Here is a 25,930-nt window from a genome sequence, read left to right as displayed (position 1 = left end):
TCGTAAGTTATAGGTTGATGCCGCTTAGCGGCACCAGGCTTTAATTGCCAGAGCAATAGTGGCAATCCCTAAGGGTATTGCCAGCCAACCTTGCTGTGTAGTGAGCGCTATACTAGCACTAATCAGGCAAGCTGCTGCAAGCACAGCGTTAATTATTTGCCCTTTCGCCCGCTGTTGTTGCTGTTGTAGAGCTTGTAGCTGCAGCAGCAGGGCTTGTTGTTGTTTCGGCCCTTGCTCCAGATAACGATGCAGTAACTCTGGCATCTGGGGTAGTTTCTCTGCCCAGAAAGGTAAGTTTTCTTTCACTTGGCGCCAGACAGCAGGCAAACCAACCTGTTGTCTGACCCAATTTTCTAAAAAGGGTTTTGCTGTTTTCCATAAGTCGAGCTGCGGATATAACTGACGGCCAAGCCCTTCGATGTAGAGCAGCGTTTTTTGCAGTAACACTAATTGTGGTTGCACCTGCATTTCAAAACGCCTGGCGGTATTAAACAGATTGAGGAGCACATGCCCAAAGGATATTTCCGCCAGTGGTTTTTGGAAAATCGGTTCACAGACAGTGCGAATCGCACTTTCAAATTCTTCTACCTTGGTATGGGCAGGCACCCAACCTGAATCTAAGTGTAGCTGAGCTACTTTACGATAATCACGATTAAAAAAGGCGACAAAATTCTCGGCCAGATAACGTTTATCAGCCGCATTGAGAGTGCCGACAATGCCACAATCGATCCCAATATATTTGGGGTTGTCCGGATGCTCACGCGAGACAAAAATATTGCCGGGGTGCATATCGGCATGAAAAAAGCTATCGCGAAACACCTGGGTAAAGAAGACTTCGACGCCGCGCTTAGCCAGTAACTCCATATTGGTACCCTGGGCTTCCAGCGCGGCGATATCGGATACCGGAATGCCATAGATACGTTCCATCACCATCACGTTGTGACGGCAATGGTCAGCGTAAACAAAGGGGATGTACAGCGAGTCAGAGCCCTCGAAATTACGGCGCAGTTGGATCGCATTAGCAGACTCACGTTGCAAGTCCAGCTCATCCAATATGGTTTTACGATACTCTGAAACCACCTCGCGAGGTCTTAACCTTTTGCCATCTGGTAAAAACCTGGCAGCCATCGCTGCCAGGCTATCCATCAGGGCCAAATCAGCCAGAATTTGCTTCTGAATGCCAGGGCGAATCACTTTGATTACCACGGCAGTGTCAGTGCCGTCTGCCAGCCGCAGTTTGGCGGTATGCACTTGAGCGATAGAAGCAGACGCTAGCGGTTGGACGGCAAAGTCAGTAAATAAGTCGCTGATATGATTGAGTTCTAATGCCTTTTCAATTAATGCCTGCGCTTGTTCGCCGGGAAAGGGTGCGACCTTGTCCTGTAAAATCGCCAGTTCATCTGCCAGCTCAGCAGGGAGCAGATCGCGCCGGGTAGATAACATCTGGCCGAATTTAATCCATACCGGCCCCAGACTCTGTAAAGCGAGGCGGAGTCTTGCAGCGGGCCGCTGTTCAGGATAGCGGTTTTTTAACCAGAAAAAACAACGTCGCGCGGCTTTGGCGTACCAGGGTTGCCATTGCGCCGGGATCAATTCATCCAGGCCATATTCGAGTAAGGTTTTTTGGATTTGATAAAAGCGGCCTAAACGCACTCTGACTCCTGCACCTGTTGTAGTTGGCGCCGTAGCAGCTCGACACGGCCCGTTAGCTTGCTCAGATCCTGGCTAAATAACTCATATTCAGCCCGTACCGGGGTCAGTTTTAACTCGTCCTGCACCAACTCCATCTGACTTTGCTGTAGCTGCTGCCATTTCAGACTACAGTAACTTTGCAGTTGCTGGAGTAGCCGTACCAGTTTATGAGTAGCGGCATCACCTACATAGCCGGCCAGGGCACCCTGCCAATCAGGATTAAGTTGCTGCAGAAAATTGGCGTATTGCTGCGCCAGCTGCAAATCGCCTTCGATCTGTAGCGCATCGCTTTTAATTAACCGGGTGAGTTGACTGGGATCGCCGAGTAACCGCAGGCTGGCCAAGTCAGTACTAATCCGGCAATCGACCGCTTCGTCGTGCTGGTTGAAAAGTAAGCTATCGGTACCGGCGCTTATGACCAGCGTTAGTTTGAATTCTTTTAGCGCAAACCCCAGCTGAGTACCTTGCAGTTGCCGCAGCTTGGGCTGGCAAGCCGGATCTAAAGCAATCGCCTTACGGCTCAGCTGTTCGGCCAGGGCGCAGACTAACTGGGGCAGTAACGGGAGCATCAGAATTTATAACCCCGGTGCAGTGCTACGATACCACCGGTAAGGTTATGGTAGCTGACTTCGGCAAAACCCGCGTCCTGCATCATTTGTTTCAGGGTCTCCTGATCCGGATGCATGCGGATAGATTCGGCCAGGTACTGATAACTCTCTTTATCATTCGCGATCAGTTGCCCCATAAATGGCAGAATGCGGAACGAATACAGATCATAGGCTTTGCTGAGTACTTCGCTTTGTGGCTTGGAAAACTCCAGCACCAACAGGCGGCCACCGGGCTTTAACACCCGGAAGATAGAACGCAAGGCGGCATCTTTATCGGTAACGTTACGCAAGCCAAAGCCGATCGATACAATATCAAAGCTATTGTCGGCGAAAGGCAGAGCTTCGGCGTTAGCCTGGACAAACTCGATATTTGTGACTAACCCCAGATCACGCAGTTTATCCCGGCCGACGTTTAACATTGATTCATTAATATCGGCCAATACGACCTTACCAGTTGGCCCGACACGTTTCGAGAACAGCGCAGTGATGTCACCGGTACCGCCGGCAAGATCTAACACCTGCTGGCCCGGCCGTACACCGCTGCAATCGATAGTGAAACGTTTCCACAGGCGGTGAATCCCCATCGACATCACATCATTCATAATGTCGTATTTAGCTGCTACCGAATGAAAAACATCGGCGACCATCGCCACCTTTTGTTCTTTAGGTACCGATTTAAAGCCAAAGTGGGTAGTGTTGTTGCTGGGTTCAGTCATAACAGCGCCTGATTAGAATTAACAGGCGGCTAGTGTAAAAGATAATACTGGCTGAGCCAACAAGCTGAACAGAAAGGCTGCAAAAATATGCGGTCAGATTTAAATTGCTGCCAGCATGGCCTCATTCGCAACCTGATTGCGGCCACGCTGTTTAGCCAGCTGTAACACATTATTGGTGCGGGACAGGAATTGATACCAGTTTTCTGACGCCTGATACAGCGCAACGCCCAGCGAAATGGTAATTTTAGGCAGGCTTTTTTTGTCGCGCGCCGACACAAAGCGCAGTTTTTCGACCCCTTTGCGCACCTGTTCTGCAATTTCAGCTGCGGTTCGAAGATCAACATCAGGCAGTAACAGCAGGAATTCTTCGCCACCGGCACGCACAGGCATACCACTTTCCTGTACGTAGCTACGGACCTTTTTCGCTACTTTGGACAGGATGATATCACCAATAGTTTGGCCATAATCCTGATTAAAGCGGGCAAAGTGATCAAGGTCAACGGCGATCGCAGCGATACGGCGATCGGGTTGTTCGCTTAGCCAGAGCTCCACCTGATTTTGCATGGCAACCCTGTTGTATAAACCGGTGAGGGGATCTTGCAAGCGCTGTTGTTTCAGTTGCTCCAACTCGTCCCGTAACTGATGGCTTTGTTGGTTAGCGACTACCAGCTGCTGGTTAAGTTGCTGCTGTTGTTTACGATAGGCGAGAGTAACCTGCTTTAACTCAGCTAATGCCGGCGGCATCGGCTGGGCGTCTTGTTCCAGCTTAAAAACGGTATGGTCGAGCTGATCAATAAAATTCTCGGTGGCTTCGGCAGCAAGATCGGTATAACCAGACAAACGGCTGACCATGCCAGAAACATCACGAAGCAGCTGCTCTTGTTGCTGCTGCTCAGGTAGCAGGTAGCGGTTATACAGCTCCGCCATAATAAAGTCGTCAAACCTGGCTTTGGCAGCCAGTTTTTGTTCAATGGCTTCACAAAGCTCATTGTTATTACCGCTGATATACTCGTAGCCAACCGTATAATTGGTCGGATGCGCGGCGAGCTGGTTGTGCTTGAGAAAAGCACTAACCTGCGCAGCTTTGTCCAAAGCTTGCTGCAACGAATCCTTATACTTCATACCGGGCAACCAGGCTCCATCAGCGCGATGTTATTATTATTTCGGTTCTATACTACGTGATTAAAGATTACAGGCAATATCTTTTCCAGATAATTTGTCAGAATAGTCTAAATTAACAGCAATACTGCGTTAGCCGTAGCGTGAGAATCACGATAGAGTGCTGATTTTGTGAGGTCCAACGACCTGTATCTTAGGATGGTTAAAGGTACAATCGATAAAAATAACTAAGGAAACCCTGATGCAAAAACTGCAAAAGCCACTTAGCATGCTCGCGGCAGTATTACTGCTGGCAGGCTGTGCCAGCCAATCAACCGCGCCGACGCCCCCAACATTCAGTGAACTCGCGTCTCAGATCTGGCAAGCCGAGACTGCACTGAGAACTCCGGCCGCAGGCACCCTGACGGATATGTCAGCGCCGGCCCTGGCCGCCCGACAGCAACAACGATTGGCGTTACAACAACAATTACTGGCGATTGATCTGACAACGCTGAATGAACAAGACAAGATTAATCATGCGATTCTCAGCTATCGGCTGGCTGATGAAATCGATCAATATCGTTTTAATGGTCATTTAATGCCGTTGACCTCTGAGTCAGGCTTTCATACTTCGCTCGCTTTTAGTTTTCAGCGCAACAATTTGCGTCAGGCAGAGGATTATCAACAGTATTTACAGCGTTTGGCTGCTGTGCCGCAGTACATGGAGCAACAAATTGCGCTGATGCGCGAGGGGCTGGCAAAAGGGATCACTCAGCCACGTATTGTGCTGGAAGGTTTCGAGCAAAGTATCGTGTCTTATATTGCCACCCCGGAACAAAGTGTTTTTTTTCAACCACTGTTACGAAAGTCTGATGCGATCACCGAGCAGCAGTGGCAGTCGTTCCGTCAGCAAGCTGCTGAGTTGATTACACAGGCGGTCAATCCGGCTTATCAGGCGTTTTATGATTTTATGGTGCAGCAATATTTGCCCGGGGCCCGACAGGATATAGCCGCCAGCAATTTGCCAGATGGTGCCGCGTTTTACCAAAACCGCCTGGAGCATTACACCACCTTAAAGCTGACACCGCAGCAGGTGCATGACATCGGCTTGACTGAGGTAAAACGGATCCGTGCTGAGATGCAGCAGGTGATCGATAGTCTGGGTTTTGAAGGTAGCTTTGCGGATTTTGTGCGTTTTTTGCGTGAGGACCCGCGTTTCTATCCGCAATCAGCCGATGAATTACTGCGTTACGCGGCATGGTTGTCGAAGCGGGCTGATGCTCAACTGCGGCGGTTCTTCAATTTGCTGCCCCGCACCCCTTATGGCGTGACCGAAGTCCCGGCTGAGATAGCCCCGAAATATACGACGGGCCGTTATTCTGGCGCCGCCCGGGACGATCAGGCTGGTTATTATTGGGTCAACACCTATGCGTTAAATCGGCGTCCTTTATATGAAATGGAAGCCTTGACGCTGCATGAGGCGGTACCTGGTCATCATTTACAAATCTCACTGGCTCGTGAGCAGGGCGATTTGCCTGATTACCGACGCACTTTTTATACCTCTGCTTTTGGTGAGGGTTGGGGCCTATATGCGGAATACCTGGGCTTAGAGATGGGTTTCTATCAGGACCCTTACAGTAATTTCGGTCGTCTGACTTATGAGATGTGGCGCGCGGCCCGTCTGGTCGTAGATACTGGCATGCATAGTCTGGGGTGGAGTCGGCAGCAGGCCATCGACTTTTTAGCGGAGAATACCGCCTTGTCGATGCATAATGTGCAAACTGAAATTGACCGTTATATTAGTTGGCCAGCGCAAGCTTTGTCCTACAAGCTGGGTGAATTGACGATTCGCCGCTTACGGCAGGAAGCTGAGCAGCAGCTGGGAGACAGGTTCGATGTGCGGGCTTTCCACAATGTGGTGCTGGGTAATGGCAGTGTACCACTGGCAGTACTGGAGCAGCAGGTGCAGCAGTATATCAAACAGGCACAAGCAAATTAACCAAAGCATAACGCCGGCATTTGCCGGCGTTATGTCGCTCCAAACCAGAAAGTCCACAACGGCTGTGGCTGTCACAATCAGTGTCTGAGGACTATCTTAGGCTCGGTATCAATCAGACCATCGTGGTCAATCGCCGCCAACTTGCCATCGTAATCTAACACTGCCAGTTTACCACTGGTCATATTTCTGACAAATCGCAACTGATATCCGTAGCGTTGCAACTCTGCGGCAGAAAACTTCTGCGCTAAATTGAGCTGATTCCAAAAATAATTAAGGTCCTTGTCCGTCTGGCGCCTTTCTTCTACTTGGATTGCTAGCATTTTTGGCTCCGAAACCAAAGGGATCACGGCGAACTACTGTAAGGCCAGTAAGTCGCACCACTGTTGAGCCGTCACTGGCATTACCGATAATCTGCTGCCTTTTTGTACAAGCGGCAACTCTGCCATCTTAGCGGAGCTTTTTATTTTGTCCAGTGTTATCAGGTGAGATAGTTTACTAACGTAAACCAAATCTACTGCCACCCAAGTCGGCTGAGCTACTGTTGCCTTGGCATCGTAATACACACTACGGCTGTCAAATTGACTGGGATCAGCATAAGCTGCTCGTACCACTTTAACAATACCTGCAACACCAAGATGTTTGCAACTGGAATGATAAATCAGTACCTGATCCCCCAGCGCAACGCCGTCCCGCAAGTAATTGCGCGCCTGATAATTGCGCACCCCCTCCCACACTATCGGTTGTTGCGGATTACGCGCAAAATCATCAATACTGCACTCGCTGGGTTCAGTTTTAAATAACCAATAGTTCATTTTGCCAGACTCCATCATTTACGGCAGAATAACAGTTCTTCGGGTGACTAAACAGGCTAGCTTATGAGTCAGGTACTGGCGAATTTATTATCTTTATTAAAATTAGAGACTATCGAGCTGGGTTTGTATCGGGGACAAAGTCAGGATCTGGGCTTTAAAGCCGTATTTGGGGGCCAGGTGATGGGGCAGGCATTGTCGGCGGCAAAAGAAACCTTGCCGGAAGAGCGTAAATTACACTCCTTTCACTCTTATTTTTTACGGCCTGGGGATGCTAGTAAGCCAATTGTCTATGAAGTAGAAGACATCCGCGATGGCAAAAGTTTTAGTACCCGCCGGGTTAGTGCGATTCAGTATGGTAAGCCGATTTTTTACATGACAGCCTCGTTTCAGATTGAAGAGCAGGGCTTTGAGCATCAGTTACCGATGCCACAGGTACCAGGCCCGGATGAGCTGGTGTCCGATTTAGATTTTTATCAGCAGCATGCGGCGCAGATCCCGGAAAAACTCCGCAGTAAATTTATCTGTGAAAAGCCGATCGAAATGCGGCCGGTGGATTTTCAAAATCCTTTCTCACCGGCGGTCAGTGCGCCTAAGCGCTATGTTTGGTTTAAAGCTAACGGCAATATGCCGGACGATCATCGGGTGCATAAATATCTGCTCGCCTATGCCTCTGATTTTAATTTTTTGCCGACGGCGCTGCAGCCGCACGGCCGTTCTTTTATGGCGAAAAATATGCAAGTTGCGACTATCGACCATGCGATGTGGTTTCATCACGATTTCCGCTTTGACGATTGGTTACTTTACGCGGTCGATAGCCCGGCAGCCTCAGGCGGCCGGGGTTTGGTGCAGGGCCAGTTTTTTACCCGTGATGGTAAACTGGTTGCGACTACCATTCAGCAAGGTGTGATTCGCGAGTACCATGAAGGCGGCTAGTCGCGGGGCATAATGCTGTAGATACTCTGTAGCACTTCATTACGCAGTAGCAGATTGACGCTGGTCGCCAGTTTCGACAACTCGGGTGTGGCTCTGACCCGGTTGTCCTGGTCCGGTTGGCTGTAACCTTCCAGTTTTAACGCCTGGCTCAGGGTGGCAAACAGATTCTTGTCGTAATATTCCGGTGCGTTAATGCCATGCAAAGTCAGCAACCGCTGTGCAAGTTGTTGGCTTTGCTGCTCCAGCTCACTGCGCTGCAGTGGTCCATGCGCGTGCAGCAGGTTAAATACCATGGCATAGCGTTGCAAGGTGTGTTCGGCATTATGTGCCAGCAGGTCCAGCATAAAGTACTCACGGCTATGTTGCGGCGGCACCAGAAAGCGTTGCTCCTGCTGCTGTAACATTCCAGCCTGCACTAACTGTTGTAACAGTTGTTTGCTGTAGTTGCTAATTGATGGCACATATAAAAACAGTTCATGACGCAGTAAACCATAAAGCTGTTCAACCATCGCCAGTAGCTGTTGTTGTGATTGTTCCTGCTGCCGTAGCACGGCTGAGGCTAACAGCGCCGGGATGATAAACAGATGCAAAATGTTATTACGGTAATAACTCATCTGCACCGCATGTTGCGGGCTCAGGCTCACCAGTTCACCAAAACTGTCTGTGGCTAACTGAATTTTCTGCATCTTGGCGGCATGGGCAATCATTTGGGCTGGCGTTTGCTCTGGCAAACTGACATTCGCGTGATATGGCACCATACGCTGTAAGTTCAAATAGACTTCGAGTTGCCGCTCTAACTCCTGCCGTGTCAAACTTTGCTCGTCACTGGCTAATAAGCACAATGCAATCAGGTTAATGCTGTTTAACGCCGCCGCCTGGTTAATATGACGCATAATCTGATCTGACAGTTTAGCGACCACCGGATTTAGCCATTGCGGTTTTGGCGCTTCTAACGGGTTAATTTCGGTTTTCCAGTCCGGTGCCTGTTGATTCAGATAATGGTTCAGCGAAATCGGTTCACCAAAATTGACATAGCCATAACCATAATCCCGCAAATTGCGAATGGCCTTCAGCACGCCAAGCACTGACTCTTTCTGCTTACCCGAGCCCTGCAATTCACTGAGGTAAGTATTCACCTCCATGACGTGCTCATAGCCCAGATACACCGGTACCAGGGTGACGGGGCGGTCAATACCGCGCAGCATCGACTGCACAGTCATCGCCAGCATGCCGGTTTTTGGCTGTAACAACCGACCGGTGCGGCTACGACCGCCCTCAGTGTAGTATTTCACGGCGTAGCCTTTTATAAACAACAGGCTGAGGTATTCGCGAAACACCGCCGAATAAAGCTTATTACCGCTAAAGCTGCGGCGGATAAAAAAGGCACCCCCGCGGCGAAAAATGGTCCCGGCGGGCCAGAAGTTCAGGTTAATACCGGCGGCGATATGCGGTGGTACCAGACCCTGGTGGTAGATAATGTAGCTTAACAGCAGATAATCCATATGGCTGCGATGGCAGGGTACATACACGATTTCGTGACCTTTCTGCGCCAGATCGCGTAACTTGTCGGCATTGGTAACCTTAATGCCGTAATACAATTTCTGCCACAGCCAGCTGAGAATACGGTCGCCAAAGCGTAGAGTCGAGGTGCGATAGTCGGCAGCGATTTCCTGCAACAGTTTACGTGCTTCCTGTTGCGCTGCCTGATAGCTGATTTTTTTACTACTGGCCTCGTCGGCAATGGCTTGCTTTAACGCCGGTGACGCCAGCAGGGCATTGAATAACTGCGCTCTGGCGATCAGTTTCGGACCCGTTGCGGCCAACCGCTGCCGGTAAAAATGGATCCGCGACATGCGCAGCAATTTGCGGGCAATCTCCTGTTCGGCACCAAACTGCGCCGCCATTTGCTGCAGGTCGACCGGCTTACTTAACCGTACCAGAGTATGGCGGCCAGAAATCAGTACGATTAACAGCTTTGCCAGCCAGTTCGGGGCATGAGCTTCGCCAAGCAACCATTTTATACTGTTTTCTTTGCCCGGCGCCCGACCCCAGAGGATGGCTGCGGGTATTAACTGCGCCTGCAACTTTGGATTAGCCAGATGAGCGGCCAACAGCTGCTGGCCTTGTTGTAATGCCCGGGTTTTGCCTCGACCGCCAATCAATTGATGCGGCTGTTCCAGAAACAGCGTGCGTGGCAGTGATTGCTCATCCAGCTTGACCCGGCTTAATGGGTCAGGTAAGTCCAGGACGCGGCAAACCCGGCGCAGTGTCGCCAGATCAGAGGCGGACTCAGTATGGCAAATATAGAATAATGGCCGGTCAGTGCAGATCTGCAGCTCATGGATTGGATTATCCGGTACGATTTTAAACTTTACCAGTAGCCGGATCGGCCAACTTAACAGTTTGGTAAACAGCGACAAGCCTGACAACATAACCTTACTGACCTGAAAAAATGGGCGCTAAGAATAGCATAGCTGATCGGTGAGGCAAATTTTGCTGCGGCAGAAAACTTGGCAAGCTGAAAAAGACTGTATATACTCACAGTAAATACTGTATGGGTAGCCAGCATGATTAGACCATTAACGCCACGTCAGGCAGAAATTCTGCAACTGATTAAAGATTATCAAAGTGAAACCGGGATGCCGCCAACCCGCGCTGAGATTGCTGTGCGTCTGGGTTTTAAATCGGCGAATGCCGCCGAAGAGCATTTAAAAGCGTTGGCAAAAAAAGGCGTGATTGCGATGTTGCCCGGTACGTCCAGAGGGATCCGGCTGATTGAAGATGACACTGCACCGGAACAGTTGGGATTACCCTTAATCGGTAAGGTCGCTGCTGGTCAGCCGATTTTAGCGGCAGAACATGTACAGGATCACTATCAGATTGATGCAAACCTGTTTAAGCCGCATGCGGATTTCCTGCTACGGGTGCAAGGGATGAGTATGCAGGATATCGGCATTCTGGATGGTGATTTACTGGCCGTACATAAAACACATCAGGCGCTGCCTGGGCAAGTGATCGTGGCCCGCGTTGATGACGAAGTCACCGTGAAACGTTTTCAGCGCGATGGCCATCAAGTATTGTTGTTACCGGAAAATCCGGATTTTCAGGTGATAAAAGTCGATTTACGGCAGCAGCATTTCGCCGTGGAAGGCCTGGCAGTTGGCGTGATCCGTAACGGCAGCTGGTTATAATTCCACCTGTTCTCAATAAGTTATTTTCCCCAAAGCACTGGTATGACCATTTGGTTTTATCGGTGCTTTTGCATTTTAGGGGTTTACATAATTCAATTCCTGGACAATTCTTAGACGGTAGCTGGTGAAAAAATAACAACAGGTGTGCCACTACTGATTTCAGCGCTAGCCTCGAAATCAACCCAAAAAACAATAACAAGAATAAAATTGCGAAACTTATTTACCCAATAGCATTGACGATGCGGGTAGGCGGCAACTGAATGCATCCCTAAGAACATAGTAGCCCTATGTGACTGGGGTAAGTGAAGGCAGCTAACACCCCCGTATCTTCAAGGAAGAAGGGTATAGCACATAGATTCGGTTGGGTGGGTAGTAAAAAAACCGTGTAGTTCTGTGTACTTAGTTTCTGCAATTTGCTTTGCAAATGACAGAGGAGAAGTACAGTGACAAACGCGCGTTGTCTGCTTTGGTCGCTGCCGACCCTGCTTTTTGCCGCATCGGCAAACGCATCAAAATCCATGCCTTTAAATATGACCAAAGGCGCCACTGAAATCAGTCAGCAGGTTTACGACCTGCATATGACCATATTTTGGATTTGCTGTGTTATCGGTGCTGTGGTGTTTGGGATCATGTTCTGGTCCATCATTCGCCATCGTAAAGCCAGGGGAGTGCAGCCAGCTCAGTTCCATGAGAGCACTAAGGTTGAAATTCTATGGACTGCCATTCCGGTAGTCATCCTGATCGGTATGGCTATTCCAGCCACCAAAACCCTGATAGCGATGGAGGATACCTCTGCGGCAGATGTCACGGTATTGGTGACTGGCTCGCAGTGGAAGTGGCATTACAAATACCTGGAACATGACCTGGAGTATTTCTCACTGCTGGCCACCCCGCGCGAACAAATCGCAAACAAATTAGCGAAAGGTGAAAACTACCTGCTGGAAGTTGACCGGCCGCTGGTGATTCCAACCGGTAAAAAAGTGCGTTTTCTGATGACCTCGGATGATGTGATTCACTCCTGGTGGGTACCTGCCTTTGCCATAAAAAAAGATGCCAATCCTGGCTTTATTAACGAAGCCTGGACCCGGGTCGATGAACCGGGCATTTATCGTGGGCAATGTGCCGAGTTGTGCGGTAAAGACCACGGCTTTATGCCAGTGGTGGTGATTGCCAAGACCCCCGAAGATTATCTGGCATGGGTGGCACAGGAAGAGAGCCGGATCGCTGCCGAAAAAGCGGCCGAGCGCGAATTGCTGGCGATGAATATGGATATGGCGGAGCTGATGGCAACCGGTGAAAAAGTTTATCAAGGTTGGTGTGTCGCTTGCCATCAACCGACTGGTGGTGGCTTACCCGGTATCTTCCCGGCGCTGAAAGGCAGTCAGTTAATTTTGAATGACCGCCAGGCGCACATTGAAATCATCGTCAACGGCAAGGCTGGTACCGCAATGCAGGCTTTTGGCAAACAGCTGAGTTTAAAAGAGTTGGCGGCGGTTATTACTTACACCCGTAACGCTTTTGACAATAACACCGGGGATGCCGTGCAAGCTGCCGATGTCTACGCCGTACAGCATGGCAAGGGAGAATAACCAATGTCAGCTATTACACATGATCATGACCACGAGCATGACCACAAACCCAGCGGTATAAAACGCTGGCTGTATACTACCAACCATAAAGACATCGGTACCATGTATCTGGTGTTTGCACTGCTGATGTTCTTTATCGGCGGCAGTATGGCGATGGTGATCCGCTTAGAGTTGTTCCAACCTGGTATGCAGTTCGTCGAGCCACAGTTTTTTAACCAGATGACCACAGTACATGGTCTGATAATGGTATTCGGTGCTGTGATGCCGGCCTTTACCGGCCTGGCGAACTGGATGATTCCGATGATGATTGGCGCGCCGGATATGGCATTGCCACGGATGAATAACTGGAGCTTCTGGATCCTGCCTTTTGCCTTCCTGATCCTGCTGCTGAGTTTATTTATGCCAGGCGGCGGGCCGGACTTCGGCTGGACCTTCTATGCACCACTGTCTACAACTTATAGTAACGACAGCACTGCCTTGTTTGTATTCTCAGTGCATATCATGGGTATTTCGTCGATTATGGGCGCGATTAACGTGATCGTAACCATCTGGAATATGCGGGCACCCGGTATGACCTGGATGAAGATGCCGCTGTTTGTCTGGACCTGGTTTATTACCGCTTTCCTGCTAATTATGGTGATGCCGGTGTTGGCTGGCGCCGTTACCATGGTGCTGACAGACAAGTATTTTGGTACCAGTTTCTTCGATGCCGCCGGTGGTGGCGACCCGGTACTGTTCCAGCATATTTTCTGGTTCTTCGGCCATCCTGAAGTTTACATTATGATTTTGCCGGCCTTTGGGATTGTCTCAGCAATCATCCCTACCTTTGCCCGCAAGCCTCTGTTTGGTTATGCTTCGATGGTGTATGCCACCGCCAGTATTGCCATTCTGTCGTTCCTGGTATGGGCGCACCATATGTTCACTACCGGGATGCCGGTATTTGCCACCCTGTTCTTTATGTACTGTACGATGCTGATCGCAGTGCCGACCGGGGTGAAGGTGTTTAACTGGGTAGCAACGATGTGGCGCGGTGCTATGACCTTTGAAGTGCCGATGATGTTTGCGCTGGCTTTTATTGTGCTCTTTACCATCGGTGGTTTCTCCGGTCTGATGCTGGCGATTACACCGGCAGACTTCCAATATCACGACACCTATTTTGTGGTGGCGCATTTCCACTATGTGCTGGTAACCGGCGCGGTGTTCTCGATTATCGCTGCGGCCTATTACTGGTTGCCGAAATGGACCGGGCATATGTATGACGAGCGCCTCGGACAATTACATTTCTGGTGTTCACTGATTTCGGTCAATCTGCTGTTCTTCCCGATGCACTTTGTCGGTCTGGCTGGTATGCCAAGACGGATCCCGGATTATGCGCTGCAGTTCGCTGACTTTAACGCCTTTATCAGTGTGGGTGGCTTCCTGTTCGGGTTGTCACAACTGATTTTCGTCTGGGTATTGGTGAAATGTGCCCGTGGCGGTGAGAAAGCGACGGCTCAGGTATGGGAAGGTGCCGAAGGTCTGGAGTGGCAGGTGCCATCGCCGGCACCTTATCACACCTTTGAAACGCCACCGGAAGTGAAATAGGAGGCCTTATGCAGTTACATCGGACCCTGGTAACGAAATTACTGTTGGTTACGGCGCTGATGTTCGGTTTTGGCTTTGCGCTGGTACCACTGTATGACGTGTTCTGTGAGGTAACCGGGATCAACGGTAAAACGTCAAATGTGCCGGCAACGGCACTGGTTGATGGTGTTGATACCAGCCGTGAAATTACTATCGAATTTCTGGCGCGGCCGAATAAGGATATGCCGTGGATTTTTAAACCGGAGATCCGTCGTCTGACGGTGCATCCGGGAGAAGTTCATGTGATGAATTATTTTGCTGAGAATCCGACCGCGCAGATGATCGTGGGCCAGGCGGTACCTTCAGTATCGCCTGGGCAAGCCGCACTGTACCTGCATAAGATTGAATGTTTCTGTTTTACCCAGCAGCAACTGGCAGCCGGCCGTAATATGCTGATGCCAGTGCAGTTTTACGTTGACCCGGCGCTGCCTGCCCAATTCAGCACTATTACGCTGAACTATACGCTGTACGATGTGACCGCGAATTGGCAGGGCAACGCCGCTACCGAAAATCTTGGGGAATAAGATGAGTAAAACGTACGAAAGATATTATGTGCCGGCACAAAGCCCCTGGCCGATTGTCGGCGCCATTGCTCTGTTTTGCATTGCTTTTGGTGCGGGTCACCTCGTTATTGATATGAGCAAGCAACAAAGCGGTTTTGGCGGTTGGTTACTACTGGCTGGCTTTGCCATTTTAGTTTTTATGTTAGTCGGCTGGTTCAGAAACATCATTGAGGAATCGATGTCGGGTCTGTACAGCAGTCAGATGGACCGGTCATTCCGTCAGGGGATGAGCTGGTTTATCGTGTCGGAAGTGATGTTCTTTATGGCGTTTTTCGGCGCACTGTTTTATGGCCGGGTGATCGCGATGGAATGGCTGGGCGGGGCCAGTAATAATGCCATGACTTTCGCCATCCTGTGGCCGGATTTCGAACCGGTATGGCCACTGGTGAAAACCCCGGGTGGTATTGAGACCCAGGCGATGCCGGCTTGGGGCTTACCGGCGATTAATACCGCTATCCTGCTGATTTCCTCTGTCACTCTGCACTTTGCTCACACGGGTTTGGAACAGAACAAGCGCGGGCAGCTAAAAGGCATGTTGTTTCTGACTTTAGTGCTTGGCGTGATCTTCCTGTGCCTGCAAGGCTACGAATATGTGCATGCCTACCGTGACCTGGGGCTGCGGCTTGACTCGGGTTTCTATGGCAACACCTTCTATCTGCTAACGGGTTTTCACGGTTTGCACGTGACCCTGGGGGCGCTAATCTTGTTCTTTGTGTTCCTACGGGTATTAAAAGGCCACTTTACGCCTGAAAAGCACTTTGCGTTTCAGGCGGGTGCCTGGTACTGGCACTTTGTTGATGTGGTTTGGCTGTGCCTGTTTGTGTTTGTTTATGTGCTTTAAATCTTTTAGTAAGGCCGTGGGTTGGGCGTAATCAAGCCCAGCGCCATGGCCACTAAAATCAGCACCAAAATCACCGCCGAGTACAACACACGGCGACCAAGAAAATGAGACATGGGCAAGGTGCTGTCTTGCTGCCGCAGCATCGCCACCCCCGCCCTGACCAGGTTAATGACGATAAAGAGCAGTAGTGCGCAAATAATGATTTTAATAAGCATAAGGTACTCCGGAGTCTGACTGATGCAGTTTAAGTTGTTCGGTCAATTATTTAAGGTTAATCGGGTCTGGCTATTAATTACTCTGACCGCTTTTGCCATTTTGATCAAGTTGTCCCATTGGCAGTGGCAGCGGGCTGCAGAAAAAACGCTGCAACTGCAGCAGATCGCTGCTATTCAGCAACAGGGTGCGCTCAGTGGTCATCAGCTGTTGGCGCAGGGAGCCGCTCAACTGGATGGCGCCATGCTGGTGGATACCGCTTACTGGCTGCCACCCTATATTTGGTTGCTGGATAATCAAATCCTTAATGGCCGGGTTGGCTATGATGTGATAATACCGATGCAGTTTGCTGACAACAGTACACTGGTATTGGTTAACCTCGGCTGGCTGGCTGCCGGCGACAGCCGCCAGCTGTTGCCGGAGCCGCAGATCCCCGCGCAGCTTGAACTTGAAGCCCTGGTACGCAGTGAGCCGGCCAACACCTTATTGCTTGGCCAGAATCTGGAGGGCAGCAGTTACCCGATGCGGATGCAGCAAATTGACTATGCTCTGCTGCAGCAACAATTACCCTTGTCTCTGTATCCGGCCGTGCTGTATCAGCAGCGAGCCTCTGATTTTATGCCACATTACCAGCCAGTGGTGATGCCGCCACAAAAACATCGTGGTTACGCCTTACAGTGGTTTGGTTTAGCTGTCGCCGTATTAATGGTCGCGCTGGCGGCCAGTTGGCACCGGGAGAATGAAAATGAACAAGAATAAATTTCTGCTGTTGTTTGTATTGTGTTGCGCCTTGCCGTTAGTGCTGGCGAAACTGGTGCTGGAGTTTGGCTGGTTTAATGCCGGTTCTTCCAGTCGCGGCGCCTGGTTAACTGAAGAAGTGTATTTACTGCCCGATGCCAGCAAGGTACCAAAACACTGGCGTATCGTCGTGGTGGCTGAAGACTGCAGTCAGCCTTGTCAGCAGGCATTGCATACGGTGAAGCAGCTTTATGTCGGGTTGGGACGCAAACAAACTCAGGTGCAGCCAGTCTATCTGGGGGCGACCAGCCTGGCGGATTATCCGATGTTTACCCAGCCGAAGCCGTTAACTAGCCTGACAACTTTGCAGCAAAAAATTGTGCTGGTTGACCAGCGTGGCCTGGCGTTACTGACTTACCCGTTGCCGGAGCAGGCTGCCGAGATGGCCGATACGGCTAAAGCGATCCGTGCCGATTTAATGAAACTGATGAACTACGATAGGACCAGCGTATGACATTACAAAAAAAATTAATCACGCTGACGTTAGTCTGGACCATGCTGGTGATTATTCTGGGAGCCTATACCCGGTTAACCGATGCGGGTTTAGGGTGCCCGGACTGGCCAGGTTGCTATGGTTTTCTGAAGGTGCCGCATAAGCCGGAGAAAATGCAAATTGCCGCCGAGCGCTTTCCGGAGCGGCCGCTGGAGCATGCCAAAGCCTGGAATGAGATGATTCACCGTTATCTGGCCGGTACTCTGGGTTTGTTGATTGCAGCCCTGGCCGTAATACACTGGCGGCGGCAACAAAGTGGCCGCTTGTTACCAAGCGCTTTATTGTTAATTGTGATCTTTCAGGCCACGTTGGGGGCCTGGACCGTGACCATGGGCTTATTGCCGATCGTGGTGCTGGCACACCTAATGTTTGGCTTTACGTTATTCAGTTTGCTGGCGCTATACTGGCTGCAGCAAAGGCCTGCCTGGCGCAGTCAGGATCAGCGCTTAAAACCCTTATTACCGCTGGCACTGCTCAGCTTATTGGTCGTCACCTTACAAATTGCTCTGGGCGGTTGGACCGCTGCCAATTATGCAGCCCTGGCCTGTATTGATTTACCGATTTGTGAAGCGGGTTGGAGTAACCGGCTGACTTTCGCCGAAGCCTTTGATTTACATCTGGGGCATGATGATTATGAATATGGTGTGATGTCGCAGGATGCACGGGCGACGATCCATGTGCTGCACCGCTTGGGTGCCATCGTCACCACTCTGGTAGTGGCCAGCTTTGCCTGGCGGCTTTACCGGCAGGCGCAAGAGCAACTGATGCGTCGTTTGGCGCTGGCGTTAGCAGCGGTGTTGGCATTACAACTGACGCTGGGTTTACTCAATATCGTGCTGCACTTACCTTTACTAAATGCCGTGGCACATAACTTTGTTGGTGCGAATTTACTGATGCTGTCGGTGGTAATTTGCTACCAGATCGCTTACCCCAAGCCGCAGGAGGCATAAGATGGCAACCGCAATTTTAACAGGACAGTTTAGCCGGCGCTGGCGTGATTACCTGGAGTTAACCAAGCCAAAGGTGGTCGCGTTATTAGTACTAACGGCCTGGGTAGGCATGGTGTTAGCGAGTGAGCAGTTAGCTGACTGGTCGTTGCTACTCAGCGCAACTATTGGCATTGGCCTGCTTTCTGCGGCGGCGGCGGCGTTAAATCATGTTGTCGATCAGCAGATTGATGCCAAAATGGCGCGCACCCATAGCCGGCCGGTAGCGCGGGGTCGCATTAGCAGTAAGCAAGCGATTATTTTTGCGACCAGTCTGGCCGCCTCGGGCTTTACCTTGCTGTACCTGGCGGTAAATCCACTGACTGCCTGGTTAACGCTACTAAGCTTATTTGGTTATGCCGTGGTCTACACCATGTTTCTGAAGCGGGCTACGCCACAAAATATCGTGATCGGTGGTTTAGCAGGTGCCATGCCGCCCTTATTGGGTTGGACTGCCGTAACCGGTGAGCTGCATGGCTATGCGTTGTTATTAGTGATGATTATCTTTACCTGGACACCGCCGCATTTCTGGGCGTTAGCGATTCACCGGCGGGATGATTATGCCAGGGTGAATATGCCAATGTTACCAGTCACCCATGGTATTGAATTTACCAAGAGCGCTATCTTGTTGTATACCTTGCTATTATGCCTGGTATGCTTGTTACCTTATATCGTGGGTATGACCGGAGCTATCTATTTGCTGGGAAGTACTTTGCTGAATCTGCGGTTTTTGCAATATGCCTGGAAACTGAAGTTTGCTGCCGAGCCAGAGACAGCAATGGCAACCTTTAAGTTTTCTATTCTGCATTTAATGGTACTCTTCCTGTTATTACTGGTCGACCATTACTTTAAGGTGTTAGCTCTGTATGTGGCGTAAGTTGATTTATCTGTTATTGGCGGTAGCAGCAATATTGGCAGGGAGTTTTAGCTATCTGTTATGGCAAAAGCCGGCTGAGCCAGCAATGGCGCTGGTGTATCCGCAGGCCCGTAATCTGCTTGAGTTTCAATTGATCGATCAACACGGTCAGCAAGTCGGGCGTGAACAGTTATATCAACAGTGGACACTGGCGTTTGTTGGTTATACCTATTGCCCGGATATCTGCCCGCTGACATTGGCTAAATTGGCCGGGGTACAGCCTGAACTGGCGGCCATGGTTAGGGAGCCGTTAAAGATATGGTTTATTTCTGTCGATCCGCAGCGGGATACACCAGAGCAAATCAATAATTATGTTAATTATTTTCAGCAACCGGCGGTACTGGGTCTGACCGCAGGTCATGATCAGCTATTTCCTTTTGTACGGCAACTCGGTTTGATGTATGCCCTCAATACTAATGCTGAGGGCAACTATCTGGTTGATCACAGTGCTTCAGTGGTGCTGATAAACCCGCAAGGACAAATTGCCGCGATGTTTAAACCGGACCTGGCGGTCGGCCAGGTGCCGGTGATTGATACCGAACAGCTGCTGGCCGATTTTCCGCTGGTGCTGGCGCAGTTAGGCTATCAACCCTAATTTAACCAGGGCTGGGAATACCAGTAAAAGTAACCTTTTTTGCTAAGCGAGGGCGCGGTGCAATTGTAGCGGCTGCGTCCGCGATTCAGCGCTTTACTGGCTTTTACTTCAAAAGTATTGTCATTTAACCAGACCGGCTCCAAGACCTCAGCGCCAGCGAAACAACGTAATTGTTGTTTACGGAAATCGGTGATATCAAGTTGCAGGCGTAAGGTTGGCGGGTTGGCGCTAATCACCTGGTCAGCTGCGAGATAATTCGTGATCGGGAAGGCCAAAGTCCTTAGCTTTTGTGCCAGATCTTTTAAATCGGCATACTGACCGGCCGCCGGATAGCGCGGGATACGGGTCAGTTTGGTTAAAGGCCCAATGGCGCCGGACTGCTGGCCGATACCAATAAAGCCTAACTCTTGTACCAGCTGCTCCAGCTTGGCGCTAAACTCGCCATAGGGGTAAGCCAGCCACTGATGATTTTGGCCCGTCTCTTCTTTGATCCGCCGCTCGGCATCCAGAATACTTTGCCGCATCCGCTTTAACCAGTCTGCTTCGGATTCACCGGGCTCAGGTCGGGCCATATGCTCGTGCCACATCGCATGATTAGCGACCAGCACGCCATCTTCAGACATTTGTTTGATTTGTTGCCAGTTCATTACCGGGCCGGCACCTTTATCAATGTCACCCGGGCTGATAAAGATGGTGTACGGATAACCGAACTCCTGCAGGATCGGATGTGCGGTTGTAAAATTATTTTCGTAGCTGTCATCAAAGGTAATGACGACTGCATTATCCGCAATCGGTTTGCCACTTTTGAGCTGGTCTATCAGGACGTCGAGGCCTATGACCTGGAAATGATTATCACGCAGATACTGCAGATGACCACGAAACTCTGCAGCCGTTACGGAGCTGACTCTTGGCGTATCCTCTGCCACGTGGTGATAAATTAACATCACAGCCGCTGACGCAGGCAGACTTAATAATAGTAAACAGCAGAGCAGTAACACGCGCATAAGCTAACCCCGGAATTGCGTTTGATTACACCTCTGACCGGTAACTTAGTCAGAGGTGCAGTTTATCGGGGCAGTTATAGCATAAAAGCAGGATGGTTTTTAGTAGTAAGAGTGCTCACCACGCTGATGCTCGGTGATATCCTTCACGCCGGCCAGCTCGCCGCTGAAGCGGTTTAACAACTCTTTTTCGATCCCTTCTTTTAAGGTCAGATCAACTTGTGAACAGCCATTACAACCACCACCGAATTGCAGCACGGCAACGCCACTATCGGTAATTTCCATCACACTAACCCGGCCGCCATGATTAGCCAGCTGCGGGTTGATCTCACTGTCGATCACATACTGGACGCGCTCCATCAGCGGGGCATTGTCACTCACCTTGCGTACTTTGGCATTCGGCGCTTTTAATGTCAGCTGTGAACCCATCTGATCGGTCACAAAGTCGATTTCGGCGTCCAATAAAAACGGCTTGCTTTCTTCATCAACGATGGCATCAAAGCCAGTGAAGTTTAACCGGATGTCAGTATCCTCAACGGCATCTGCCGGGCAGTAAGAAACGCCACATTCCGCTTGTGCCGTGCCCGGATTGACCACGAATACCCGGATGTTAGTGCCTGCCGGTTGCTTCTCCAGCAGTTTGGCAAAGTGTGCCTGAGCCTGTTCTGAAATCGTAATCATCGTAGTACCTGACTAAATTACTAGGTTATGTTGCTATCATACTCCTCCTACCGCGGCGATGCCAGCCCTGCTTGAGTTTTGTAACAGTTTCTGGCTAACTTAGCCGCGGATCCGGGGAGAGTATTAATGAGAAAATTGTTAGCTGTTGTCCTGCTTTGCAGCATTTGGCAAGCGCAGGCAAACTATTTTAATGAAACGGTCGCGACCAATGTACCCACGCCAGAGCAAGTGTTTGGCTTTGAGGTGGGAGAGTGGCATGCCCGCCATGATCAGATTCAGCGTTACTTCGAACAATTAGCCAGCCAGTCTGAACGCGCTCAGTTGGAAGTAATAGGGTACAGCCATGAACAGCGGCCTTTACTGCAATTGGTGGTGTCATCACCCGAAAATCTGGCCAGGCTGGACCAAATTCGCAGCCAGCACTTAGCCCAGGTGCGGGGCAGTGCTGCGGTCAGCGATAACAGTCCGGTGGTGATTTGGTTGGGTTATGGTGTGCATGGCAATGAACCCAGTGCAGCCAATGCAGCAGTGGTGCTGGCGCACTACCTGACCGCCAGCAATAACCCGGAAGTGCAGCAGTGGTTACAGCAGGCCGTTATTCTGATTCAGCCCAGTTTAAACCCGGACGGCCATGATCGTTTTGCGCTTTGGGCCAATATGCATCGTGGCAAAATGCCGGTTGCCGATCCGCAACACCGCGAACATATTGAGCCGTGGCCAAATGGCCGGCCAAACCATTATTGGTTTGATTTAAATCGCGACTGGCTGTTGTTGCAGCATCCGGAGAGTCAGGCCCGGATCGCCCAGTTCCATAAATGGCAGCCGAATATTGTCGGTGATTTCCATGAAATGGGCACCAACTCCAGCTATTTTTTTCAGCCCGGGATCCCGAGCCGTAATTATCCGCTGACACCGGAGCGTAATTTCGAACTGACCAGAATTCTGGCGGGCTTCCATGCTGAAGCCTTTGATCAACGTGGCCAGTTGTACTACACCGAAGAAAGTTTTGACGATTTTTATGTCGGTAAGGGCTCAACTTACCCTGATGTTACCGGTAGCGTCGGGATTCTGTTTGAACAGGCCAGCAGCCGCGGCCATGTGCAGGAATCGATCAATGGTTTATTGACCTTTGCCGCAACGATTAAAAACCAATTTGATGCGTCTTTATCAACCATTCGAGGTGCAGTAGCGAATCGCCGGGCGTTACTCAGTTATCAACAGGAGTTCTTCCAATCTGCAGCCCAGCAAGCGAAAGGTGAACGTGCCAAAGGTTATATTCTGACCGAGAGCCAGGATCGCAGTCGTTTGGAGTCGCTGTTGCAGTTGCTGAATCAGCACCAGATTGCGGTCTATCCGTTAACCTCTGACTGGCAATATGAACAACGTACTTTCCGTGCTGGTCAGAGTTATTATGTGCCGTTGCAACAAACCCAGTACCGGTTATTAAAAGCGGCATTTAGTACCGATAAAAACTTTAATGATAATACCTTTTACGATGTGTCGGCCTGGACCTTGCCTTATGCCTACAATATTGACTTTACTGAAGTAAATCGTGAACCAGCCCGGGCAGCCTCTGAGCAGCCCTGGCAACCACAACCGCGGGTGCGCAGTCAAAATCTGCAGGCCGGTGGTTATGCATATGTCATAAATTGGCAGGATCAGCTGGCACCGGTGATGTTGCAGGCGATGCTGGCTGACGGGCTGGTGGTGCGGGCAGCCCTGGGTGATTTTACCGGCACCACGCCACAAGGTAGTCGTGGCTTTAAAGCGGGTGCTATGGTGGTACCAGCCGGCTTGCAGCAGCATCCAGACTGGTTTTTCCGGTTACAAAAAGTACAGGAGCGTTTTAATCTGCCGGTGTATACCCTGACCACCGGCCTGACCAACCGTGGTAGTGACCTGGGTAGTAATAATTTTACCCCGGTGAAAATGCCACAGGTCTTGGTCGTCGCCGGGCCTGAGGTTAACTCTACAGAAGCAGGCGAACTCTGGTATAACCTGGAGCGTCTGGCAGGTATTTCACCTACGTTGGCCGAACCGGAGCGGATGTCGCGGTTAAACCTGAGCCGGTATACCCATATCATTCTGCCGGATGGTGATTATCGTGGCTGGAAAGAGGCGGAAGTGACGCAGCTGCGGCAGTGGGTGCAACAAGGTGGTGTACTCTGGGGGCAAAAACGTGCAGCGGCCTGGTTGGTAGATGCCAAACTGTTGCAGGCCGGCGTATGGTCAGCACAGGAGATGAACAAGCTGATCCCACAAAATGAGTTGCGCTACGCCGATAAAGAACAACTGGCCGGTCAGCAACGTATTGCCGGGGCGATTTTTAGTGCGGAATTGGATCTGAGTCATCCCTTGACGTTCGGTATTCCACGCCGCGAGTTACCGGTATTTAAAAACAGTAATCTGCTGCTGCAACCGAGTCAGGCGCCTTTTGTCAATGTCGCGACCTACAGTGCTCAACCACATTTAGCGGGTTACACCGCTGGCGAGTATCTTCCTCGCATTGCCCAGGGGGCGGCTTTAGTCGCACACAATCTGGGGCAGGGCCGGGTTATTGGCATGACGGATAATCCGGTATTTCGTGGTTATTTCAAAGGTTCCAGTCGTTTACTGATTAATGCGATGTATCTGAGTCATGGTTTTAGCGCCAGTAGTCAAACTGAGGAGTGATGTTCGGTAGGCGTTACAGCCAGAGTCCAGAGGCTGATCTGCTGCACGCCATGCCGTTTTAACAACCGACAGAGTTGATTTGCGGTACTGCCGGTCGTCACCACATCGTCAACCAGCGCCAGGTGTTTCGGCAAGGGAGCCGCCGTGGTAACACGAAATGCCTGCTGCAAGTTCAGCAGGCGTTGCTGCCGGGTTAAACCCAGTTGCGGCCGGGTGAAACGGCTGCGTTCTAAACAATGCAGTAGCGGGAGTTGCAGGGTGCGTGCCGCTGACTCGGCAAGTAAACGCGCTTGATTAAAACCACGCTGCCGCTCTCTGCTGGTGGCCATCGGTACATAGGTTATGGCATCAGGCAAAGGATGTTGTTGCTGATAACGCTGTAATAGCGCGCTGAATTCTTGTTGTAACAATAAACCGGCAAAGGGGTCCTGCTGGAATTTCCAGCGACTGATCCAGTATTGATATGGCTGCTGATACCAACTCAGGCTGAGCAGGTGCTGAAAGTCGGTTTGACCAAGCCCGGCACTGACGGCCGGTAGAAATAGCAAATTGAAGTGGCATAGCGCGTAAGGGAAATCCGGCAGTGCGGAACGGCATGCCTCACAGAGCATAAAATTATGTTGCCGGACAGGCAGACTACACCAAAGACATGGCGACGGTAAGAGTTGTTGCCAGGCCCGGCGGCACAGTTCTATAAGGTTCATTTTTCACCTTTCGTTTACATGAGATGAGTATGGCAGAGCAGCAACAGAACCCCAAACCGACACTAGTGTTATTGCATGGCTGGGGACTTAATCAGGGGGTTTGGTCGGATATCAAACAACAACTGGCTGCGGATTTCCGGATACTGACACCTGATCTGCCCGGATTCGGCCAGAATCAGCAATTTCCGGCAGATTACGAGTTGTCGGCAGTCGTTAGACAGTTGGCGGCGCAGATCCCCGAGCAAAGTTATGTTTTTGGCTGGTCACTGGGTGGGTTAATCGCGATTGCGCTGGCGGCTGCGTTTCCGCAACAAGTGCGGCAGTTGGCGCTGATTGCGGCTACACCGAAGTTTCTTGCTACGCCGGACTGGCCAGGGATGCGCGCTGAGGTTATGCAACAATTCTCTACTGCGTTAACGGTGAATTTGCCACAAACGATTCAGCGGTTTCTGGCGATTCAGGCAATGGGCTCAGAACACGCGAGGCAGGATATTTTGAAATTACGGGAAAGTATCGCAGCCTATCCGCCACCGCAAGCACAAGCTGTAGCTCTGGCTCTAACCTTGCTGGCGCAGACTGACCTGCGGCAGACATTCGCGGAACTGACGTTACCGATAGTTGGTTGTTATGGTCGCCTCGATTCATTGGTGCCTGTGTCGGTGGTGCAAATGCTGCAAGCATTACAACCGCAGGCCCGTTTTACTGTCTTACCGAAGGCATCGCATGCGCCTTTTATTTCACATCCGGCTGAATTTTGCAGCTGGTTACGCAGTGTTGTGCAATAAAACGGCGGGATTGCTTTTCTTTTGGGTGGAACTGGTCGATAATTAAGCACTCTAATAAGCAAATTCCTAAGAGGGCTTGGTTATGCAAATTCAATCTGCATTTGGCGCCGGCCTGCAAGGCTTACAACGGGCGTCCAATGGTATTAGCGAAGAAACGCTAAATATTAACCGGCAGACTACACTAAACCGCCAACAGCAACAGCAACAGCAACAGCAACAGCAGCAAGTTGACGCCGCGCAGGATCAGCAGGCCCAAGTTGACGCGACAGCGCGGCCACAGCAAGCAGCACCGGCAACTGATGTGACTCAGTCATTGGTTCGTTTAGAACAGCAGGAACTGTCGGCACAGGCTAATGTTCGTAGTTTACGCACGGCAGACGAAATGCTCGGTAGTATCATCGATATTCGGGTGTAGCGTCG

The 25,930-nt window shown here is 50.7% G+C and carries 26 protein-coding genes; 15 read left to right on the top strand and 11 right to left on the bottom strand.

Annotation, left to right across the window (positions count from 1 at the left end; all coding sequences use genetic code 11):
* Positions 1-24 precede the first annotated feature (24 nt).
* The 4 genes from ubiB to AAY72_RS15315 form a co-directional block, all read right to left on the bottom strand.
* Complete coding sequence (gene ubiB, locus AAY72_RS15330) at positions 25-1,653, bottom strand: ubiquinone biosynthesis regulatory protein kinase UbiB (RefSeq protein WP_057788689.1); 1,629 nt, start codon at positions 1,651-1,653, stop codon at positions 25-27.
* Positions 1,644-2,261, bottom strand: a complete 618-nt coding sequence (locus AAY72_RS15325; protein WP_057788687.1) for an SCP2 domain-containing protein — start codon at positions 2,259-2,261, stop codon at positions 1,644-1,646. The genes ubiB and AAY72_RS15325 overlap by 10 nt, the downstream gene beginning before the upstream one ends.
* Complete coding sequence (gene ubiE / locus AAY72_RS15320; RefSeq protein WP_057788685.1) at positions 2,261-3,016, bottom strand: bifunctional demethylmenaquinone methyltransferase/2-methoxy-6-polyprenyl-1,4-benzoquinol methylase UbiE; 756 nt, start codon at positions 3,014-3,016, stop codon at positions 2,261-2,263. Before ubiE ends, AAY72_RS15325 begins: the two co-directional genes overlap by 1 nt.
* A gap of 99 nt (positions 3,017-3,115) precedes the next feature.
* The gene (locus AAY72_RS15315; RefSeq protein WP_008985146.1) at positions 3,116-4,138 is read right to left on the bottom strand and encodes a GGDEF domain-containing protein; all 1,023 of its coding nucleotides are present in this window, start codon (positions 4,136-4,138) and stop codon (positions 3,116-3,118) included.
* Positions 4,139-4,376: 238 nt separating this feature from the next.
* Here AAY72_RS15315 and AAY72_RS15310 point away from each other — a divergent pair, with 238 nt between their 5' ends.
* The gene (locus tag AAY72_RS15310; RefSeq protein ID WP_057788683.1) at positions 4,377-6,113 is read left to right on the top strand and encodes a DUF885 family protein; all 1,737 of its coding nucleotides are present in this window, start codon (positions 4,377-4,379) and stop codon (positions 6,111-6,113) included.
* A 77-nt stretch (positions 6,114-6,190) separates the two neighbouring features.
* Here AAY72_RS15310 and AAY72_RS15305 read toward each other — a convergent pair whose 3' ends face one another.
* Complete coding sequence (locus AAY72_RS15305; protein WP_008985148.1) at positions 6,191-6,433, bottom strand: hypothetical protein; 243 nt, start codon at positions 6,431-6,433, stop codon at positions 6,191-6,193.
* Positions 6,434-6,466: 33 nt separating this feature from the next.
* Positions 6,467-6,925 (bottom strand): EVE domain-containing protein, encoded by a 459-nt coding sequence (locus AAY72_RS15300; protein ID WP_008985149.1) that lies wholly within the window; start codon positions 6,923-6,925, stop codon positions 6,467-6,469.
* Between the two features lie 63 nt (positions 6,926-6,988).
* On the opposite strand from AAY72_RS15300, the gene tesB reads away from it, so the two are divergent.
* The gene (gene tesB, locus AAY72_RS15295; protein WP_008985150.1) at positions 6,989-7,858 is read left to right on the top strand and encodes an acyl-CoA thioesterase II; all 870 of its coding nucleotides are present in this window, start codon (positions 6,989-6,991) and stop codon (positions 7,856-7,858) included.
* On the opposite strand, the gene plsB is transcribed toward tesB, so the two are convergent.
* On the bottom strand, positions 7,855-10,290 hold the full coding sequence (gene plsB / locus AAY72_RS15290) for a glycerol-3-phosphate 1-O-acyltransferase PlsB (protein WP_057788681.1): 2,436 nt from the start codon (positions 10,288-10,290) through the stop codon (positions 7,855-7,857). The two genes, tesB and plsB, sit on opposite strands and share 4 nt — an antisense overlap.
* Positions 10,291-10,425: 135 nt before the next feature.
* On the opposite strand from plsB, the gene lexA reads away from it, so the two are divergent.
* From lexA to AAY72_RS15265, 5 genes are all read left to right on the top strand, one after another.
* On the top strand, positions 10,426-11,049 hold the full coding sequence (gene lexA, locus AAY72_RS15285) for a transcriptional repressor LexA (protein WP_082629004.1): 624 nt from the start codon (positions 10,426-10,428) through the stop codon (positions 11,047-11,049).
* 518 nt (positions 11,050-11,567) lie between these two features.
* Positions 11,568-12,638: a cytochrome c oxidase subunit II gene (coxB, locus tag AAY72_RS15280; RefSeq protein ID WP_057788679.1), complete on the top strand. Its 1,071-nt coding sequence runs from the start codon at positions 11,568-11,570 to the stop codon at positions 12,636-12,638.
* 3 nt (positions 12,639-12,641) lie between these two features.
* Complete coding sequence (gene ctaD, locus AAY72_RS15275; RefSeq protein WP_008985154.1) at positions 12,642-14,222, top strand: cytochrome c oxidase subunit I; 1,581 nt, start codon at positions 12,642-12,644, stop codon at positions 14,220-14,222.
* Between the two features lie 8 nt (positions 14,223-14,230).
* A complete protein-coding gene (locus AAY72_RS15270; RefSeq protein WP_008985155.1) occupies positions 14,231-14,785 on the top strand; it encodes a cytochrome c oxidase assembly protein in 555 nt (184 codons plus the stop codon).
* A gap of 1 nt (position 14,786) precedes the next feature.
* Positions 14,787-15,665 (top strand): cytochrome c oxidase subunit 3, encoded by an 879-nt coding sequence (locus AAY72_RS15265; protein WP_008985156.1) that lies wholly within the window; start codon positions 14,787-14,789, stop codon positions 15,663-15,665.
* Positions 15,666-15,670: 5 nt separating this feature from the next.
* On the opposite strand, the gene AAY72_RS15260 is transcribed toward AAY72_RS15265, so the two are convergent.
* Positions 15,671-15,880, bottom strand: a complete 210-nt coding sequence (locus AAY72_RS15260) for a DUF2909 domain-containing protein (protein ID WP_008985157.1) — start codon at positions 15,878-15,880, stop codon at positions 15,671-15,673.
* Between the two features lie 22 nt (positions 15,881-15,902).
* Between AAY72_RS15260 and AAY72_RS15255 the strand changes: the two genes are divergently transcribed.
* Genes AAY72_RS15255 through AAY72_RS15235 form a run of 5 tightly spaced genes read left to right on the top strand, consistent with a single transcriptional unit; the run spans position 15,903 to position 19,666 of the window.
* Positions 15,903-16,637 carry an SURF1 family protein gene (locus AAY72_RS15255; RefSeq protein WP_057788677.1) on the top strand — a complete coding sequence of 245 codons (735 nt, stop codon included), beginning with the start codon at positions 15,903-15,905 and terminating at the stop codon, positions 16,635-16,637.
* Positions 16,624-17,130: a hypothetical protein gene (locus AAY72_RS15250; RefSeq protein WP_057788675.1), complete on the top strand. Its 507-nt coding sequence runs from the start codon at positions 16,624-16,626 to the stop codon at positions 17,128-17,130. Before AAY72_RS15255 ends, AAY72_RS15250 begins: the two co-directional genes overlap by 14 nt.
* Positions 17,127-18,119 (top strand): heme A synthase, encoded by a 993-nt coding sequence (locus AAY72_RS15245; RefSeq protein ID WP_057788673.1) that lies wholly within the window; start codon positions 17,127-17,129, stop codon positions 18,117-18,119. Before AAY72_RS15250 ends, AAY72_RS15245 begins: the two co-directional genes overlap by 4 nt.
* 1 nt (position 18,120) lies before the next feature.
* Positions 18,121-19,032, top strand: a complete 912-nt coding sequence (cyoE, locus tag AAY72_RS15240; RefSeq protein WP_057788671.1) for a heme o synthase — start codon at positions 18,121-18,123, stop codon at positions 19,030-19,032.
* Positions 19,022-19,666 carry an SCO family protein gene (locus tag AAY72_RS15235; protein ID WP_057788669.1) on the top strand — a complete coding sequence of 215 codons (645 nt, stop codon included), beginning with the start codon at positions 19,022-19,024 and terminating at the stop codon, positions 19,664-19,666. Before cyoE ends, AAY72_RS15235 begins: the two co-directional genes overlap by 11 nt.
* Here the strand turns inward: AAY72_RS15235 and AAY72_RS15230 are convergent.
* Together AAY72_RS15230 and nfuA are read right to left on the bottom strand one after the other, a co-directional pair.
* Complete coding sequence (locus AAY72_RS15230) at positions 19,663-20,670, bottom strand: polysaccharide deacetylase family protein (RefSeq protein ID WP_057788667.1); 1,008 nt, start codon at positions 20,668-20,670, stop codon at positions 19,663-19,665. The two genes, AAY72_RS15235 and AAY72_RS15230, sit on opposite strands and share 4 nt — an antisense overlap.
* A gap of 99 nt (positions 20,671-20,769) precedes the next feature.
* Positions 20,770-21,348, bottom strand: coding sequence for a Fe-S biogenesis protein NfuA (gene nfuA, locus AAY72_RS15225; protein WP_008985164.1), 579 nt, complete (start codon positions 21,346-21,348; stop codon positions 20,770-20,772).
* Positions 21,349-21,474: 126 nt separating this feature from the next.
* On the opposite strand from nfuA, the gene AAY72_RS15220 reads away from it, so the two are divergent.
* Positions 21,475-24,021, top strand: a complete 2,547-nt coding sequence (locus AAY72_RS15220; RefSeq protein ID WP_057788666.1) for a M14 family zinc carboxypeptidase — start codon at positions 21,475-21,477, stop codon at positions 24,019-24,021.
* Here the strand turns inward: AAY72_RS15220 and AAY72_RS15215 are convergent.
* A complete protein-coding gene (locus tag AAY72_RS15215; RefSeq protein ID WP_057788664.1) occupies positions 24,006-24,725 on the bottom strand; it encodes a ComF family protein in 720 nt (239 codons plus the stop codon). The two genes, AAY72_RS15220 and AAY72_RS15215, sit on opposite strands and share 16 nt — an antisense overlap.
* Before the next feature lie 29 nt (positions 24,726-24,754).
* Here AAY72_RS15215 and bioH point away from each other — a divergent pair, with 29 nt between their 5' ends.
* Both bioH and AAY72_RS15205 read left to right on the top strand, forming a co-directional pair.
* Entirely contained in the window at positions 24,755-25,510 is a 756-nt protein-coding gene (bioH, locus tag AAY72_RS15210) for a pimeloyl-ACP methyl ester esterase BioH (protein WP_057788725.1), read from the top strand.
* Between the two features lie 82 nt (positions 25,511-25,592).
* On the top strand, positions 25,593-25,925 hold the full coding sequence (locus AAY72_RS15205; RefSeq protein ID WP_057788662.1) for a hypothetical protein: 333 nt from the start codon (positions 25,593-25,595) through the stop codon (positions 25,923-25,925).
* Positions 25,926-25,930: the final 5 nt, after the last annotated feature.

It is taken from the genome of Alishewanella sp. WH16-1, assembly GCF_001441695.1.
Taxonomy (GTDB): domain Bacteria; phylum Pseudomonadota; class Gammaproteobacteria; order Enterobacterales; family Alteromonadaceae; genus Alishewanella; species Alishewanella agri.
The sequence above is the reverse complement of the archived record's forward strand: the minus strand, read 5'-3'. Positions and strand labels throughout refer to the sequence as shown.